The following is an 18,527-nucleotide window of genomic DNA, read 5'->3' as shown; positions in this document are numbered from 1 at the left end:
TGACTTAATAGTTATTAAATAGAATTATTAAAATTTACATAATAATAAATAAGTGATAAACGCAATAATGCTATAAAAAACAAACTGGTAGAAATCTATAAACAGGTTTGTTATTGAATTTCACATAAATGTGAATCATGAAATCATTAAATCAAAGAGTTATTTACTTATTATATACCCAATGGATTTCAAGATGCATCGCGACGGCAAGGGAGCGAATCCCCGGGAGCATAGATAACTATGTGACCGGGGTGAGTGAGTGCAGCCAACAAAGAGGCAACTTGAAAGATAACGGGTATATTAGTAAAAAATAAAAGGAAAGCTTATGTCTTTAGTAAAATACCTAGCAGTTAGTCCATCTAGCTATATACTTCATTCTGCCTATATACCGTCATCGAAACCAGAAACCCAACGCGCGATTTTAGCTGCCAGTTTGTCTGATGGAAAATCAATTATAAATAATGATTTGCGTTGTTCAGAAACAGCCACAATGAAGGAGGCATGCCGTAGTATTGGAGCAAAAATTATTGAAGAGCCTAGTCGATTAATTATATATGGCACTGGTGGGAAAATTATACCTAATAATAATGTTATTGATGCTATCGGTTCGGGATTAGTCTTTCGTGTAATAACTGCTTTAGCTTGTCATAGCGATACACCATCTGTAATTTCTGGTGATGCTACTCTCAGAACACGTGTCATGAAACCTTTATTGAATGCACTTGCTGATTTAGGGGGAAATATCTCCAGTGTTCATATGAACGGAAAAGCACCTTTTATAAATTGGGGAGGGTATATTGGCGGTGAATGTGAAATCGAAGGAAATATTAGTTCTCAATTTATTACAGCAATTCTTTTCACAGCTCCCCTTGCTAAAAAAAGTACTACAATAAAAATCAAAGGAGAGATCTTATCATTATCATATATTCAGCAAACACTAGAGATTCTCACTATAGCTGGCATCAAATTCCAGCATAATGAAAATTTTTCCAAAATTACGGTATTTCCTGGTGAATATAATCCTGCTGAATATACAATAACCGGTGATTATACTTCGTGTTCTTACTTGGTTGCCGCCGCAACTTTATTTCCATGTGACCTTAAACTAAAAAATATCAACAGCAAAAGCTTGCAAGGTGAGCAGGCTATTCTGACATTTGTTGAAGAAATGGGATTGAATGTTATTAGAAATGATCAGGAAAATGAAATCAGGTTGATTAATAGAAAAGGTTCATTAACTGGATGTTATGAGTTTGATGTTAGTAATTGCCCTAATATTGTACCTACGCTGGCTTCAATAGGAATGTATGTCGATGGTTGTTTCAGAGTTACTGGAGGATCTATTACCCGCCTTCACAAATCACCAAGAATAAAAGCAATGGTACAAGAATTACAAAAGTTGGGTGTCAACATTCGGCCTTTGATTATAAATGGTGTTTATGATGGTTTTGAAATTCATGGAGCACCATCCTATTCAGGAAATTGCAGGCTTTCCAGTTGGGGGGATCATCGTATTTTTATGTCCTTATTTGTAGCATCATTACGTTGCCAACAAGCCAATTTTATTGATGGTTATGAAGATGTTCATTGTTCATTCCCTTCTTTCTTTAAAGAGTTTGAGCAACTTGGTATTACGTTCGAAGAAATAATTTTCCAATCAGAATCAGTTTATTAATTTAGATAGAGTTATAAATATGAATATCAAGAAAAAAATGCACGAAATGGGTTATGTTGTAATACCTGAAGCAATAGGAAAAGAAGAAATTGAAATTATCAGGTCTTTTTATAAAAAAACATCCAAAATAAATAATCTTTCTACTCTTTTACCAACAGATATATTAAAAAACACTGAAGTATTTCATGCTATTTTGAATGATAAATCAATCACAGTTATCAAAGAAATTTTTGGAAAATCTTTTGCTTTATTTCCTAATTTTACTATTAGGGAAAGTGTTTATATTCCTTGGCACAATGATGCGTATTTTTTATCGAATGAGGTAATCAATCCAGATGCACCATTGCAATTTATGCAATGTGCTATACCCAATGGATTTCAAGATGCATCGCGACGGCAAAGGAGCGAATCCCCGGGAGCATAGATAACTATGTGACCGGGGTGAGTGAGTGCAGCCAACAAAGAGGCAACTTGAAAGATGACGGGTATATATATTTGCAGGATAATGATCCTGATTATGGAGGAGGAATAACATTAATCCCTTTTTCTCATCGACTGAATCAAACCACTGTGAAGAATATGCTAAATACTCCGCAAGCATACGAAAAAGTGATCATGAGTAAGGCTGGTGATCTTGTTCTTTGGGATAATAGAATAACTCACAGAAGTACTTATCCTGATAAAGTGCCTGACAACACAAAATTAGCGTTACAGTGGACAGTTTCTGCATCAGAGCAACATAATGAACTATACCTACAATATCTTCGGGATCGTGCACAACATAGTATGCATGTTTCCGATTATTTACCCAAAAGTCCGAAACCTTATTTTACAGATATGCCTAATGTTCGATACCCGGACTCATTTCATCAAGATTCATTAAAAATAATGAAAACACAAAATATACACTTTATAGGGCTATGAACTATGACATATTTAGATTATAAGCAGAAAGAAAGTGGAGCATCTTATATATTGAGGCAACTACGCCAGCTAGGTGCGTCTCATCTCTTCATGGTGCCAGGCAAACTCATAAATGCATTCATGAAATGTTACCCGAAAGATAATGATTCAGTATTAGATGTTTTTCCTGCCCCAGTAGTTACCGCCTGTGAAACGGGGGCCGCTTATATGGCAGAAGGATATGCCCGTGTCTCTGACAATTTTGGTATATGTCTGGTCATTGGTGGTCCCGGTGTTACGAATACTCTGACAGGTATAGCTTCTGCCTATACAGATAATTTCCCTGTTTTACTTTTAGCTGGACAAATTTCATCAACAATGGAAATGCACAATGTTTTACAGGACAGTACCCAATCTGGGATTAATCAACAAGTGATTTTTTCTCCAGTAACTCGCGCAACATTTGAAGCTAAAGCGGGTCAATCAATCAGTCGGTTTCTGAGAGAATCACTCAGGGCAATGAAAGGAGTTGAAAGAGGTCCAGTGTATCTGGGAGTAAGTAAGGAAATTTTGAATGAATATGATGGAAGCCGCCCCGATATTAGTTCAACTGTTTCTGATTCCTGGAAAAATCGCCCAGTAGATATTAATAAAATATGCTCACCTAAACTTGAACAATTCATAAATAAAAATCATAATTGCATTATTCTCGCGGGGTTACGTAGTAAAACATCTGAAACTGCTGATATGTTGTTAGCATTTGCAGAAAAGTATCATTTTCCAGTAGCAACAACACTTAGTGGTAAGGGGATATTTCCAGAGGATCATCCTCTGTCGCTCGGTATTTATGGTTATTCAGGTAGTCCCAGAGCTATTGAAGCATTTAAAGATCCGGGATTGGAGGGCATTATTTTATTGGGGGTAGATACAACCCAATGGAGTACAATGCTCTGGTCTCCAGAATTGCAACTTTCTGGTAGAACTATTCAGGTTGATACAAATCCTGAATATCTTGGTAAATACCTTGATATTACTTGTGGAATTACTGCAAATAGTAGTGCTTTTCTAGAGACTCTTGGCGAGTACTACCATAACACGCTCATAGCTGGATGCCTAACACGGGAAAAATGGGTAAAAGACCTCAGTACCGTTCCCAAATATTTTCCTATTGATTTTAGTGCAACAGGTGATGCAAAAAGACACCCCGCATCCTATATCAATATTCTCCAAGAACATTTTCCAGAAAATGGAATTGTCAGTGTAGACTCTGGTGCGCATCGTTCATTCTTTGGTCATTATTGGGTCGCCCGCAGACCTGAAGCATACTTATCCGCTACGACACTCGGGCCTATGGGCTGGAGTATTCCTGCCGGAATAGGCGCTAGCTTCGCAGCACCAGACAGGAAATGTATGGTGATCACAGGTGATGGTTGTATGTTAATGCAGGGAATGGAATTATCCACTGCATCAAAATACCATCGTAATATACTTTTTATTGTCTTCAACAATGCTTCTTATGCCGCAAGCTACTTTAATAATAAAGATAACAGAGCAGATCTAACGAAAATTCCTAATTATGATTGGTGTCAACTGGCTAAGGGATTAGGGGTAAATAGCTTTTGCGTGAATTCTCCTGAACAATTACAGGAGTGCCTAGTCGGGATTATGCAGCAAAACACCCCTTTTTTGATTGAAATCAAATGTGATAGCCAACACGCTACGCCAAATAAGGAATACAACGGACGCATAAAAACACTCCCTCTTGTATGAAAGGAGCAATGGCATGAAATCAAAACTAATTATCATCAACTCGTGCGTTATCTTAGTACTCGGATTGTTTTCTATCGACCTCTATAATCCAGCACTTCCCATTATAAAAATGGCGCTCTCAATAACAGACAATCAGGCACAGAGCTTGGTTGTTTATTATCTCCTTGGTTTTGCAGTATCTCAGATTTTTTATGGCCCACTTTCTGATAAATACGGGCGTATTCCTGTAATCATATTTTCCTTATTATTTTCTGCTGTTGGTAACTATCTAACTTCTACCGCAGAATCATTTCACACACTCTCATTATTCAGACTACTGACGGGCATTGGCGCAGGTGGATGCCCAGTTATTAGCAGAGCAATTCTCAGTGATACTTTTAGGGATAAAACGGAATTATCAAAATCACTGGCAATTTTTTCTATGGCATCACAAGTTTCTCCTGCTTTTGCCCCTATTATTGGAGGCTATATCACTGAGTATCTGCCGTGGAAATTTAATTTTATCGCGCTAGCCATCATGATGTTGTTAGGCGCGATTTTTGTCAAAATGACACTGCCGGAAACATCTCCGATGAGACCAAATAGCAATGGTAGACTGGCTGGTTTTCGAATTTTATTATCAGATGTTAATTTTGTTGTATACAGTGTTGTCTCTGCTGTCTTATTTGCCATTACGATTGGTTATTTTACTGCTAGTCCTTTCGTATTCCAGACCCAATTTGGGTTATCATCATCACAGAACGGATATCTATTTATAATCTATTCTGCTGGAATTGTAATAGGTTCATTGTTAACAAAAAAAGGATTATCACACGCTCCACCTGAACATATTCTTAAAATATCTTTGCCATTATTACTGTCATTCACAGTGATAGCGCTCATTTTTATTCACCTCACTCAGATATTATCAATTGGCTTCATCATTATTTATAGTTTTGCGATAGGGTTGGGGTGTGGGCTATCTTCCCCTTTATTACTCGGGATAAGTTTACATGGTCATCCTGAACTATCAGGAACGGGTAGCGCTTTACAAGGGGCGCTCAAAATGGCCGGGGCAGCTATTGTATTATGGTTTTTCTCCAGTGGTCATACAACGACTGCGACTGGCTTGATGTGGGGACTTTTTGCTCTTGCTCTGATTTGTTTCATTTTAATAGTTTGTACCCAGTACTGGGTGTCTGAAACAGAAAACTGACATTTGTAGAACATATATGGAGAGAATATGGATCTTAAAATAACGGGGCGTTGGGCTGTTATATGTGCAGCCAGCGAGGGTCTGGGCTTTGCTTGCGCAGCGGCGTTAGTTGCAGAAGGTGTAAATGTTGTTATTAATGCACGACGAACTGAACAATTGGAAATGGCAGCGCTACAGTTGCAAGAGATAAATTCAGCCGTGTCGATAAGATGGATATCGGGTGATATAACTCAACCGGAGACACAAAAGGCAGTATTAACAGCTTCACCTATGGTGGATATCCTGATCACAAATGCAGGAGGGCCGCCAACAGGTCATTTTTCTGAATGGAGTCATGATATATGGTATCAGGCAATTAACACCAATATGCTTACACCAATAACCCTGATCCAAGCAGTGATCAATAAAATGGCTGACCGTAGTTTTGGGCGCATCATCAATATTACTTCTGGTACAGTTAAAGCACCTCAAAATGAGTTGGGATTATCAAATGGAGCACGAGGAGGGCTAACAACTTTCGTTAGTGGTTTGGCAAAATCTCATTTATTAATGAGAAATAATGTCACTATAAACAATCTATTACCCGGAGCATTTGAGACGCAGCGCCTGAGACAAACATTTAAACAAAAAGCATTAAGATGTGGTGATTCACCGGAAAATATGGCAATGCAACGTAGCCAGAAAATTCCCGCAGGAAGATTCGGAATTCCAGAAGAATTTGGAGCCTACTGTGCATTTTTATGTAGTACCCATGCCGGTTATATAACAGGACAAAATATTCTTATCGACGGGGGTGCTTATCCCGGTGTCTTTTAGAGGGTCTGAAAAATTCAATTACCATGAAGCTATATGATTGCTTTTCCAGTTGCATAAATATGTTACAACGGCAGCGAATAATACAAAGCATGAAGGATTTCACCTAAATGATGTCGTGAGTTTTCAGAACAGTGAACGTGAAATTGTGACAGGCACCTCGGTGTGCCTGAGCAAAAAATCAGTCACAGTTCATAATGAAAATGGCATTCACTGAAATGCTGCGCCGCAATTGAGAACGCTGGTAACACACAACCGTTTTACCTATTTTTTATTACGTCATTTTTATAGTTTTATTCGTAAAATAATAATGAAAAATAATTTTAACACCCACTTGTTAGTCATATAAAATCTTTAATAGCTTCGTATTATCACTTTTAAATAATTGTATCAGGTTAGATAAAGGTAAAATAATCGGAGGATAACATCGCCGATAAATGTATTAAATATAACAGAGAGTCAGCCGTTTTTAACCACTCTGTATTTCTTTAAAATCTGGCATTAATGAAGCACCTATTTTTTCAATCCTTAGCTAACTAATCACCGATAGAAAGCAGCTTGCAATTATCCAGACGTGAAAATGCAAGTAAAAAGATAAGCTGAACCATGTTAAAAAGATGATAAATAAAGCCTGTAACAGGTAAATAATTCTATTTTCCATTTCGTATTTAACAATCCTATTTTTATTAAACTGATACTTGTTTTTTTCATTTTTACTTTAATAATTCTATGTTCCTTTTCTATCCTTAAAAAACAGAGAGTAAATGGTGCATTACTAGCATTAAAATAAAAGCATATTTCTTTAACCATCTTTAATGCTGTTAATCTGGTTAACCTAAAAGTTCATCTGCTTTCTTTAACGATTATCTCTGATTTTACGTAAATTTCTTACAGCCATGTAAAATAAACTTAAAATCTGCTTTTCTTGATTTTTTCTCTTTCAATGCCAATATAGCATCGAATTTTTTATCCGCTGAAAAAGAACCTTAACTACTTCTTGTTACGTTTGATGATTAAACTTTTCACTTGTTTTTTCATAATACGCTTGCCACTTTTTTCCCGATTTTAAAACCACACTGACAAATAAAAAATGGCTTTTATTAATACCTGCTTTATCACATACAGATAAAACATATCCAATCTTAGGGTAAGATTTCTCTTTATTTATAATTTATCCAGATATCATTTCACTTTTAAAATCACGATCCCTTCCTGACTATCTGATACTACAAACACAAGAGCATAATTAGTTTAAAATCGGAAAGCTGTTTAAAAATAAAAATGTTAACTAAAGTTGACACAACTGTGTTTTATACCTATAATCAAAGTATAGATGGGGATAAAAATGGAAATTAAAAGCACAAGTATTTTTAACCAATGGATAGATAAATTGAAAGATACCAGAGCAAAAGCAAAAATACAGGTCAGGATTAAGCGATTGCAGTTTGGTAACTTCGGTGATGTAAAACCAGTCGGAGAAGGAATATCTGAATTAAGGATTGATGAGGGAAAAGGGTATCGGATTTACATTACCTCACATGGAGAACAATTAATTATATTATTGTGTGGGGGTGATAAAAGCACACAGTCAAAAGATATACAACAAGCAAAGAAAATTATTAAAGAAATTGAGAGGTATTTATGAAAAAAGGGATCGAAATCAGCAACTATGAAATTGCGGAACACCTGAAAACAGAAGAAGATATCCAACTGTATTTAGAGGAGGTAATGAAAGAAGATAATCCAACCCTAATATTATCTGCATTGGGAGATATTGCCAAAGCCAGAAATATGAGCCAGCTTGCAAAAGAAGTGGGCATAAGCAGGGAAGGATTATATAAAGCCTTATCAGGAAAAGGAAATCCAACTTTTACAACTATTTTGAAAATAGTAAAAGCGCTTGGATTAAGATTTGAGTTACAATCCACTAACGTTAATATTTAAATCTAAGCTTTAACATATTGGTCACATGTAGATCTTCAATGATAATCATGGCGTGTTTTTTTCTGATTGTCATGATGACTTTATACAAGTCGTCGCAGCAAATATTAGCAACGCGGGTATACAGAAAACTGCGCCTTATTAACCTTCCCCTGAAAGACGAGGTTTTAAGGCGCATTTGTATAATATAAAAGCGATAAATCTTTTCCCTATAGCTAGGGCAAAACCGAAAAAACACCGCGATATGACGACTGATTAATCCGCAGTAATCAGTTCCAATATTTGCTGTCTGACATGCTCGAAAATGAGTTCGCCTATTTCCGCACTTGAACCGGATGTTTTAGAAAGAACGCCTCTCGTTGAAAATTCTTTTTTAATCGGCACTTGATAAATCCCAGCGCGTGGCGGTTTATCATGATCAGGTCGCTCTGCTCTCACTAAATCAGGACGCAAATGCAACATTAAACTCGTTTCTGTTAACCCTGCATGCTCAGCGTGCCAACCGGGAAAATCAACTAAATGTTCACGAGTCCAATCCTCAGAGACCAAACTCCACCAGCTAAATACGATAACGGAACGATCGTTAAAATGTCCCTCCGCCCGTAATGCGTCTACCGCTTCGAAAATAAAACCTTCATTTTCAAAATGACCATTAATGATCACCAGTTGTTTAAAGGGTAATGAACACAAGCTCTTAATTGTTCGGTTGATATAAGCGGTAAATGTTGATCCATCCAGGTAAATCGTACCAGGAAATTCAAGCCCACCCCCACTCTGCGGCAATGATCTGGCAGACACCGGCTGTACCGGCAAGGTGAAGCCATTAATATCCTCCGCCAGCACCCGTGCGAAAGCTTCCGGGATCACTGAATCCACATTCAATGGCAGATGAGGCCCATGCTGCTCAATCCCGCCAATCGGCCATATCAACGTTTTACCTTCAACCGCGGATAAAACCTGCTCACTGGTCAGTTCCGCAAATTCTCTAATTTTATTATTATTCATGATGTTATCCATTTTCCTCATACTTTTTCTGACGTCATGACTTGCGTATATTCATGAACAATGCGCTGCAATGTTTTATACATATGCCGATGTAAGGCGGTATAAACTTGCACTGTATTTGCGCCTGCTAGCATGTATTCATGAACATCATTACCATCCTGTACGCCTCCCGATCCAAGTATTGGAATCGTCACCCCTCGCTTACGCAGGTTATAAATAGCAGCAAGCACCATTGGTTTGATCCCCGGTCCAGAGTATCCGCAAACCCCATTAAGCAGCGCTTCGCCATTCTCTGTATCGAATGCAATTCCCGAAATGGTATCGCTCAACGTTATCGCATCAGCCCCCGCTTCTACCGCAGCTTGAACACGCCCATACAAATTATCGCCAAGCGAAAGTTTGACTGCAAAAGGGGTATCCGTTCGCTCCTTCACCGCTTTGGTGTAGTTGAATACACGTTCAGGTGTATCTTCCGTGAAGTCGTCCGCATGCAAGCATGAAATGCCTAACTCCAAAGGAGCATCGGTCACTTCCGAGATACGAACAGCCAATGAAGCTAACGCCTCAGGCGATTCAGCATGGATAGAAACTATCACCGGAAGCTGTTCCTCCTTAAATTCGCGGAGAAGTGTTAACCAATAATCAACGCTTTTCTTCGAATACGTCGTATTGTTCAACATCCCTGTACTGAACAAATAGGTCTTTTCTATATGCAATTTTTCTGAACGCGGGTAAATCGTTTTCGTCACAACAGCTCCCGCGCCATGAGCGATAAACTGACGAATATTTTTAGCTTGATCAGAAAGCAGACCCGATCCAACAATAATTGGATTTTTTATCTTCATACCTAAAACATCATATGATTCAACAACTTGATTTTTCATCCTAACTCCACAAATTACCCATTCAAGCAAACTTGCTATTAACCCGCCTTTCAATTCAATAGAGAGGCGGTATATCCTAAAAAGACGCTCAATAGTTACCCAACTGCAAAGTTCCTGAAAATTTCACCAATTTGCCCCGGATTTCGACGAAAATCTTGAATATCCAATTTCGACAAATTGCAAATATGCTCCAATCCCTTTAATAAATGACTACCACCACGCACAATCGGTAGTTGAGTGATCAACAAGACGGGCCGTTTCAGGGCGGAAGCCCAACCAAGTTCAATATGTGTACCGTCAGTACGCAGTAATTCATCACCTTGAAGAACAGGAAGAATAGGCATGAAAAAATCACACTGCTGCATCCATTGGAAATCCCGTTTCGATACCATCTCCGGCGTATAATGGGGTGTATCAATGCCAAATTTCTCGGTCAAATGTGCCGAAAATACCCTGCCATTCAGTGTCTCCACCGTCTTAACCGCCAGTTGGATGGTCATTCTCAACTCTTCATGAAAACCGCCATCGTAAATTGCGGATTGGATCGGCCCACCGATGAAAACGCTTTTATTTGCCAACGACATAACGCTCTCCTTAATTTTCTTTACCCAACAGACTATGAGCCGTCGTTTCAGAGCACCGAATTCAGCACAGCCAGAGGATAGGATGCTTGGTAATTCAATAAGTTATCGCTCACAATAGGCCAGTTTGATCTAGCTATATCGAGGAAGCAGGTTGTTTTCCTCAAGTTCATCCAAGCTATCTACAAATGCCAAATAAACTTTTTCCAGATGCGTGTCATCATGTGCATCAGAGATAAACCAGCAACGCCATTCCCAGATATAAACTCCTCTCATCAACAGGTTGTAGTAAAGCAAATCCATGTTGTCGCGATGGATTAATCTAAAAAATGAGGAAAACGATCTTACTTCGATGGGAACCCGGCGACTTAAGAACAGTTGATTCAAACGTGAAACAAACCATTCAGTACGCCGAGTCAATGCGTTGGTAAAAGATTGTCCTCTCCTCTTGATCTCCAGCAAAGTGGCCTTCGCAGCGGCCATGCAAAGCGGATGTTGAAAATAGGTCCCACCAAAGAATGTCGGCTCCGCTGCGGGGAAGCTATCATCGTTGAAATTCCAGTTTCCACCGTCAATCGAATCAAGCATATTTTTCCTACCAGTAATGACGCCCAATGGCATTCCACCACCTATCGTTTTGCCATAGGTCACAATATCCGCTTCAATGCCGAATAATCCTTGGATACCCACTGGATGGGTTCTGAAACCTGTCACAATTTCGTCAAATATCAGCAGAATATCTAATTCTCTGGTCACTTGACTCAAACGTCGCAAGTAATCTGGATTGCTTAGTCCTGGGTCACGAGTTGGTACCGGCTCGACCAACACCGCGGCGATATCGGTGCTATTGGTTTTGAGAAACTCAATGGCTTCATTGGAACCAAACTCAAACACCGAAACATCCGCAACCATATTTTCAGGTATGCCCACTGAAACAGGTTTTGTCGTATTAGCTTCATCATATTCACTGGCTCTCGCCAGTACGGCGTCCCAATGCCCGTGGTAACTGCTAGAAAAAAGCACAATATGATTACGACGAGTAAGCGCCCGCGCGGCCCGAACCGCATTCATCACGGCTTCCGTTCCACTATTGACAAAAGCAACGCGATCCATGCCAGTAATCTCCTTGATAAGTTCAGCCACTTCTAAGCCTATCTCATGCCCGGCTCCCAAACCAAAACCGTTGTCTATTTGCTGAGTAAGCGCTTTAACTACAAAGGGTGGGCTATGACCAAACAGATGCACACCGAACCCCATTGTCATATCAATGTAATCATTACCATCAATATCCTGGACGATAGGCCCGGCAAACTTGGTGCAGACAATCGGATAAAGTAGCTCTTTTATGGAAGGTTTAAAGCCAATCCCAGAACGGCTATCGGCAATATTTTTACGTACCGCTACCGAATGCGTTTTTGATTTAATCGTTCGCTCGTTATATTTAGGTATGAATGAAGACAGATATTTTTTTCTCTCCTCAGATTCAATCGGTAGCGCACTTCTCGACATCCATTGAAAAAAGCTTTCTTGCTTAGCCGGTGGAATATTTGGCGTATCAGGTTTATCAAGCCTTTTTTCTTTATCAGCCAAGACAGGTTGGGGCTGTATTACTGCATGGCTATCTTCCACAACATTGTTTTTATCCGCTATCAAGATATATTCACTGAGTTGACGAACCGTTTGTAATTCTGCGAAAAATTGCCGTACTGAAAGTTTTATACCAAATCGTTTGTCGATGGACTCCAATGCTTTGAATAATAGGGGTAATTCCGTCCCCAATTCAACTAATGGTATTTCCAGTTTTATCTCTTGTTTCGGTAAACAAAATGTCTCTGCAAAAATAGAGATTATTTCTCTCTGAATAATTTCAATATTACTCATATCAACCTCACTTTCCTCAAAATGAAGACGATCTCTACCGGTTTTACAGCTCAGATTGCCGTTCTTTCAAATGGATAAGTTGGAAGCGAGAGCCGTTTACGATATTCGCTCTGGTAAAAATAACCTGGTCGAGAATAGGAATCGGCCAGCAACAAGATTCTCCCATAACACATCTAAGCTATTCACCACCGGTAATCGACAAGTTACGCCAATGATGGCAATCGTATTATCAAATATCTTGTTCCCTTATTCTCCTTCAATACTCTTCTCTTGCATTCAACATTTTCTGACATCGCACTTGGGTTGGTTATCCGCAACTTCTGATTTTGGCGCCAACAAAGTATTAATCTCTTCATTAGGATCTGCCATCAGCATTTCAACCGCTTGTTTGAAGCGCTCTGCAAATATCTGAAGGCCTAAATGTGAGAAAAAATGTTTATTCGCTTTAAACTCACATCTTAAGTGGGAACCGGCATCCACAAACAACAGTTCAATATCAAACCAGCCTTCCTGCTGACAAACCCTGAATGGGGAAATAGTCTGTCCCGCCCATGATGCCTGAACAGAATCGTCAGCCATCTCCAGCGCCACCCAACGCGATTGCCCCACCTGCCCTAACATATTTACCGCCGCCTGAAATAATGGGTTACGATCAGCATATTGTTCTACAGCCAAGTGTTCGGCCATTTGGCTGAGGCAAAAATTTCGATTATCAAGGGCCGATAACAATCGCTCCTTCGCTGCCAATAGGAAGTGGTGAAATGTCTGCTCGACGGATAAACGGATGGGCAACATATTAAACAAACAGCCAATAATGTGCTGATGAGCCGAGTGACGCATCGACACCGTCACCCCCATAGCGATATCGGCAGCCTTTGTCTCTCTGGCAATGTAAGCACTCCATGCAGCTAACATGACCGTAAAGATCGATCCACGTATTTCTGAAGCAAGCCGTTTGATTTTTCTGGTTGTCTCTTCACCAATACTAAACAGAATGGATGACTTGTCATTAGGGCCTTTGCGCCAAAAACTATCCCATTGCAACACTGCCGGCGGCTGTTTTAAACATTCACTCCAATAAGCTTTCGATTTCTCCGCCCTTTCACTTTGGTAATATTCTCGTTCTTTGACTACATAATCCTTGAAATCCTCAGCGGGCGGTAACCAGGAATCGTCATCTTCGCCAAGTTCAGCCAGATAATAGCGTTCAAGTTGATCCAACATTAGCCCCAGTGAAGTAAAATCCGACACAATATGGTGAACACACATATGTAAAACGTATTCTTCCGCACTAACGACGTAGATACCGAAACGCAAACACGACGCTTTTTCTAATTGAAAAGGGATGGAATGAAAGTTCTGAACTGCATCTTCAAGCGCTTCTCGGTTCAAGGTCGTTGCATCGAAAACTTCCAATTCTGGTAGCAAGTGTTCGTTAATGACCAACCTTGGTTCGCCATTCACATTAACGAAAGTGCTTCTCAAGGCGGCATTCCTGGAAACGAGCCGGTTGACTGCATAGCGAAAAGCATCGATTTGAAACGATCCGTGAATACGGAATGCCATAGAAATATTATATTTGGAATCGCCAGGGGTATAATTGTCAATGAACCATAAATCTCTTTGCTGCATGGACAACAATTCTTCATCACTAATCTGTGGGCAATCTTTATACATAATGCGCCAATCTCCATAAATACTTAAACAGTATCCCCCTCTAGCTAAGAGCCTCGTTACAGAGAAGGCAACGTTTGTGCTTAGTGTTACTCCATCAGTTAACAGCCCGTCAGAAATAGCATTTCAACTTTTCAACCTCTCATCAACGATCAAGATCCCAAGAACGGCAGCGCTCTACTTATGCAACCATAAAAGGCGGAAAACGGTGGGATATGCTATTAATAACCAGAGAAAAACGGCTGTTCAATTCCAAGTTCTCCAATCATCTCTAACCAAAGATCCATTAAATGAGGGGGTAAAATCTGTAGATGGCAATCCGGCCTGGAAGAAATAGTCACCTCCATTGTATCGGCATAGATTTATATCTATGCTCAATGGTATCTCTTGAGCCTCATCATCGGGAATTGATAACCCGGCTACCCCGCATGGAATGATAATTAACGTCATTTACTAAGGTACTAAAAATACAGTGACGATTTTAAAAGTAGCAATAAAAAAAGAAACCTCCACGAATCAATCCAGATATTTGAGCTGGACCAAAATAATTAATACATTATTACTATCAAATAAGTAATTTAGTTAACGTTTTGCTTTAACCATACCCTCACTTTCCGGTTTTTATAAATACCATCGTTATCTAAAATCAACGTGATATTTTCTGCACGGTGATATTGGAGATTCATTTCCTTTAACAGGGTGATAAATAAATCAGAATTCTTTCTTACTCCACTGACATACGTGACTTTACCTGTTTGTGCATTGAAACAGCCTGCAAAATCATAAGTTAAAAAAATAATTTTTTAATCACAGTTAAAAACCTGCTCTGATTTTGTGGGTATTTTAATTAAGAGCTTTGGAATTTGATATTTATGACCGTACCTTTAATCGACAAGCTCCGGTCGGGCAACCACAATTAACAAGGTGTCCCTCCAGCGCAACAGGTATTCCTTGTATATTGAACAAGTTAGAACCTTCCGCAATAGCGCCGGTTTGTTTACAAACGGGACAAAACACCGGATCACCTTTACAGGCAACCGATAGTTGCTGGTTTACCAAACCAGAACCATTTAAAACATCGCCTCCGGTCGTTGTGGTATCACCTTTAAGGATAATTTTTTTTCCTTCCACTACACTTCGCATGATTTACTCCGTTATATTTTCCGTTTCTCGTATTAAATGCCATACGGTTGTGCCCGTCTCTGCGCCTTCAACATCAAAAGCCATCGCACCCTGAGCAAAGAAGTACTGCCGACCCGGCAAACTATCGGTTTGCCAGATCCCGCTGACCAGTGCCGGATGGTTACTTCTCAAAGGTGTCACTTGCAGCGGTCCCCGGTCATAACGGGCATACCAGGCTAGGGTAGAAGTTGAATTAAAATGACCTTCACCATAGAAGTGCAATGAATGGCCTTCACGAGGTATCACCCGTATTGGGCGTATCAGTTGGTTAATGGCAAAATAACTCTCCGGGACACTGCCCGGTAGCGGTGTTAAGTCCGGGTATTGACCAGCCCGGATCATCAGACCATCGGAGTAAGGCGTAATCACCACATCCGGGTAGCGGTGGCGGGCCAGCATATGGCGTATCCAGAATTCCCCACCCAGTCGGTTTACAAAGCGTTTGGACAGCAGGGTGATCCAGTTAATGCCACGGATGGAATGTCCATACTGTAATTTTGCTGTATGAACCGCAGAATTAACCTGCAACGCAGGGTAACGTTGCGCTAGCTGGTATTCTAAGGGAAAGTAGTCATGGTAATCTCTGGGCAGCACCAGACAATAACCACAGTCCCCACTGTCCGGTTCGAGTTGTTCACACAGAAAATCCAGCCAGGCCATAAATCGGGTCATGCCCTCTTGTTCTTTCAGATAATCCCAGGGCAGCACCAGACTCAGGTAAGAGCTACCATCGTCACCATCAATTTCTCGGGAATCCAGATAACGCATCAGATAATTAGGTGCCTCATTTTCATTTTTAGCATTACTAACAACCCAACCACAGAGCTGGTTTTTTTTCGTGGCGAGAATACCTTCCTCTATCTTAATAATATTTTCCGGTGAATATTTGCTTAACCCCTTTAATGAATGACTATGAAAACGCAAGTGAGTACCGAACTCTTCGCGAAAACGACGATAACAAGCCAGAATGCGCTGTTTTTTCTCCTGAGTATAACCCTGTTTAAAAAACAGGGTAATCGAGAGACCCAGGCGGGAAACAGTCAGTTCATCGGCATTGAGAAAAAGAAAAGAGGTCAGTTGTGATCTCAACTGGGTAAAGTAATCTGAAGTATCCATATTCTCTCCGTTAATTATGAAGCGGTGGCGAATGTCACACTCGCCAATATTGCCAGGACGGCTGCTAATGCTGCGGCGCTGACTGCGGCGGCGGCAGCTAAAATTTCCACCAGTGCAATCAGCGCAGCAGCGACGGCAAGGGTGACCAAGATAACAACGGCAACACCGGCAACAATCACCACTACTTCCAGCATGCCTTCACCCACCTCTTTTAATATCTGCATCCAGCTAATGTTTTTTAGCTCTTCCAGGGTGATATCTGAGTCCTCTTGTACAATCTGCCACTGGGCTTTTATCTCACTCTCCGTCCAGGTCACGATTTTCCCCGTTTGTTCACTGACCCAGGAAAACGCGTAGCTGACTTGATGAGTGACCGGATCAATAATCTCTTCACACACCCACTTGCCGGCTTGATTGAGCCATGCTCCAAACTGAGCAAGGAGTTTGCGGGTACTATTACGGATATAATCTAGTCCCTGTTCTGTCAGGCCAGCTACTTCCTGTCCGAGGATAACCCAGTCTTCATAGCTCGGTAAGAAAGACCACGGGGAGGTACTGACAAGCGGCAAATTTTTTATTAGAGGTTGTGAAATGGTACCCGGTACTCCCTCTTCGGGAGGGATGGGTAAAGCTTTATCATCAGGCGGTGAACCGGGCGGCAGCGGGGCCAGTGGGATGGGGTTTTTATAGTGTTGGGAACCGGGTTGATAATGTTTTCGCCACGCTTCATCATACTGTTTTTGCTCCTCAGTGCGATTATCATCGACGCGCATTACACCAAAGCGATCTTCGGTCGCAATTTGGATGTAATCTATTTCTTGATCTTCACTAAGCTTATCCCCCGGAAATTTCACCTCAATCAACATCTTTAGATTATCAGGGTGCACAGAACCATCGAAGTAGGTGGCATTTCTGCCCGGCCAGCGGAGAGACTCATCTTTAACCAGAATAATATCGGGGCGACGGATACCAACAACCCCAAATTTCTCTGCATCTTCGGCAGCAGGCCGGACGAACGGATTACTGGATTGCGGCAAATTACCACCATAACGTTGCTTAGAGTCTTGACTGGACGCCAGCATGGGTAAAGGGACATCCTGCTCTCCTCTAATAGCAAACACCACTTCTGCTTTATAAGGCCATAAAAAGTCATGTTTAAGTTCTTCAACCTTAATCAATCCACTCATAATAATTTGATTAAGAAAGCGAATAGCGCCTAGCTTGGTGATAATCATTGCGGGCAAACGCAGAGCATACTCAGCTTTTTCCGCCAGATAACAGGGATCTTCATCGGCGGGAAAGACCCCTATTTCCATCGTACAGTTAATTGAGGTCACGGCCGGGCACATCTTACTGCTGTTGGATATCGCCATACTTTATTTCTCCGTAAATTCCATCACATACTCTATCTGCGTGTTACCGCTGGCACGGTATAAGGTTTGCTTCGGTTTCGGTGGGGCTTCTGGTGAACTCAGTTGCAGATTTTCTTCTGCCTCACTCTGTACCGTCACGGTTCTGCCCAGCCCATCGGTTTTACCGGAAAGGGTCTGGCCGCCAGCGGTGGTAATGGTATAGGGGGTATGCGCCAGTGGTTTACCGCTCTGTTCACTGAGCAGGGTATAGCGGGCGGAGTAATCAAACAGCGCATCGGCGGATTTTCTTCCGGTAACATGGTCATTCATAGTGATGCTGGCCCCTTCGATACGGATATTGCCTATCGGGTCAATGACTATCTGCCCGCCTGCGTTCCCAATGATGATTTGCCCGCTTTCAGAGTGCACCGTGATATGTTTACCCACGGTAATTTGCTGGTTATCGGCGATGTTCAGTTGATGACTTTTACCAATGGAAACGGCTTGCTGACCTTTAATCGTCACCGTCTGATTTTGACCCACTTCAAGCGTCTG

At 40.8% G+C, this 18,527-nt stretch carries 17 protein-coding genes and 1 pseudogene; 8 read left to right on the top strand and 10 right to left on the bottom strand.

The window, feature by feature from the left end; all coding sequences use genetic code 11:
• Positions 1-325 precede the first annotated feature (325 nt).
• From aroA to OO184_RS17180, 8 genes are all read left to right on the top strand, one after another.
• On the top strand, positions 326-1,675 hold the full coding sequence (aroA, locus tag OO184_RS17215) for a 3-phosphoshikimate 1-carboxyvinyltransferase (RefSeq protein WP_265380223.1): 1,350 nt from the start codon (positions 326-328) through the stop codon (positions 1,673-1,675).
• A 19-nt stretch (positions 1,676-1,694) separates the two neighbouring features.
• Positions 1,695-2,099 carry a phytanoyl-CoA dioxygenase family protein gene (locus OO184_RS17210; protein ID WP_265380222.1) on the top strand — a complete coding sequence of 135 codons (405 nt, stop codon included), beginning with the start codon at positions 1,695-1,697 and terminating at the stop codon, positions 2,097-2,099.
• A gap of 47 nt (positions 2,100-2,146) precedes the next feature.
• Complete coding sequence (locus tag OO184_RS17205) at positions 2,147-2,599, top strand: phytanoyl-CoA dioxygenase family protein (protein ID WP_265380221.1); 453 nt, start codon at positions 2,147-2,149, stop codon at positions 2,597-2,599.
• A 3-nt stretch (positions 2,600-2,602) separates the two neighbouring features.
• Positions 2,603-4,348, top strand: coding sequence for a thiamine pyrophosphate-binding protein (locus OO184_RS17200; protein ID WP_265380220.1), 1,746 nt, complete (start codon positions 2,603-2,605; stop codon positions 4,346-4,348).
• Positions 4,349-4,361: 13 nt separating this feature from the next.
• A complete protein-coding gene (locus OO184_RS17195) occupies positions 4,362-5,543 on the top strand; it encodes a multidrug effflux MFS transporter (protein ID WP_265380219.1) in 1,182 nt (393 codons plus the stop codon).
• 27 nt (positions 5,544-5,570) lie between these two features.
• Entirely contained in the window at positions 5,571-6,359 is a 789-nt protein-coding gene (locus OO184_RS17190) for an SDR family oxidoreductase (protein ID WP_265380218.1), read from the top strand.
• A gap of 1,342 nt (positions 6,360-7,701) precedes the next feature.
• On the top strand, positions 7,702-8,001 hold the full coding sequence (locus OO184_RS17185) for a type II toxin-antitoxin system RelE/ParE family toxin (RefSeq protein ID WP_265380217.1): 300 nt from the start codon (positions 7,702-7,704) through the stop codon (positions 7,999-8,001).
• On the top strand, positions 7,998-8,300 hold the full coding sequence (locus OO184_RS17180) for an addiction module antidote protein (RefSeq protein ID WP_088375005.1): 303 nt from the start codon (positions 7,998-8,000) through the stop codon (positions 8,298-8,300). The genes OO184_RS17185 and OO184_RS17180 overlap by 4 nt, the downstream gene beginning before the upstream one ends.
• Positions 8,301-8,552: 252 nt before the next feature.
• On the opposite strand, the gene OO184_RS17175 is transcribed toward OO184_RS17180, so the two are convergent.
• The 10 genes and pseudogenes from OO184_RS17175 to OO184_RS17130 all read right to left on the bottom strand — a co-directional run.
• Positions 8,553-9,302, bottom strand: a complete 750-nt coding sequence (locus OO184_RS17175; protein ID WP_265380216.1) for a creatininase family protein — start codon at positions 9,300-9,302, stop codon at positions 8,553-8,555.
• A gap of 17 nt (positions 9,303-9,319) precedes the next feature.
• Positions 9,320-10,186, bottom strand: coding sequence for a beta/alpha barrel domain-containing protein (locus OO184_RS17170; RefSeq protein WP_265380215.1), 867 nt, complete (start codon positions 10,184-10,186; stop codon positions 9,320-9,322).
• Between the two features lie 95 nt (positions 10,187-10,281).
• Positions 10,282-10,770 carry a hypothetical protein gene (locus OO184_RS17165; RefSeq protein WP_265380214.1) on the bottom strand — a complete coding sequence of 163 codons (489 nt, stop codon included), beginning with the start codon at positions 10,768-10,770 and terminating at the stop codon, positions 10,282-10,284.
• Positions 10,771-10,899: 129 nt separating this feature from the next.
• Positions 10,900-12,648, bottom strand: a complete 1,749-nt coding sequence (locus OO184_RS17160; RefSeq protein ID WP_265380213.1) for an aminotransferase class III-fold pyridoxal phosphate-dependent enzyme — start codon at positions 12,646-12,648, stop codon at positions 10,900-10,902.
• Positions 12,649-12,744: 96 nt separating this feature from the next.
• Positions 12,745-12,864: a hypothetical protein gene (locus tag OO184_RS25275; protein ID WP_376712576.1), complete on the bottom strand. Its 120-nt coding sequence runs from the start codon at positions 12,862-12,864 to the stop codon at positions 12,745-12,747.
• Between the two features lie 60 nt (positions 12,865-12,924).
• Positions 12,925-14,325, bottom strand: coding sequence for a condensation domain-containing protein (locus OO184_RS17155; protein WP_265380212.1), 1,401 nt, complete (start codon positions 14,323-14,325; stop codon positions 12,925-12,927).
• 867 nt (positions 14,326-15,192) lie between these two features.
• A complete protein-coding gene (locus tag OO184_RS17145; protein WP_265380211.1) occupies positions 15,193-15,465 on the bottom strand; it encodes a PAAR domain-containing protein in 273 nt (90 codons plus the stop codon).
• Between the two features lie 3 nt (positions 15,466-15,468).
• Positions 15,469-16,620 carry a DUF3396 domain-containing protein gene (locus tag OO184_RS17140; RefSeq protein ID WP_265380210.1) on the bottom strand — a complete coding sequence of 384 codons (1,152 nt, stop codon included), beginning with the start codon at positions 16,618-16,620 and terminating at the stop codon, positions 15,469-15,471.
• Positions 16,621-16,634: 14 nt separating this feature from the next.
• On the bottom strand, positions 16,635-17,993 hold the full coding sequence (locus tag OO184_RS17135) for a VRR-NUC domain-containing protein (RefSeq protein ID WP_265380209.1): 1,359 nt from the start codon (positions 17,991-17,993) through the stop codon (positions 16,635-16,637).
• A gap of 3 nt (positions 17,994-17,996) precedes the next feature.
• Positions 17,997-18,527: pseudogene (locus tag OO184_RS17130) on the bottom strand (type VI secretion system tip protein VgrG); the annotation flags it as partial.

It is taken from the genome of Photorhabdus aballayi (assembly GCF_026153155.1).
Lineage (GTDB): Bacteria > Pseudomonadota > Gammaproteobacteria > Enterobacterales > Enterobacteriaceae > Photorhabdus > Photorhabdus luminescens.
This window is presented reverse-complemented; position numbering and strand designations above follow the sequence as displayed.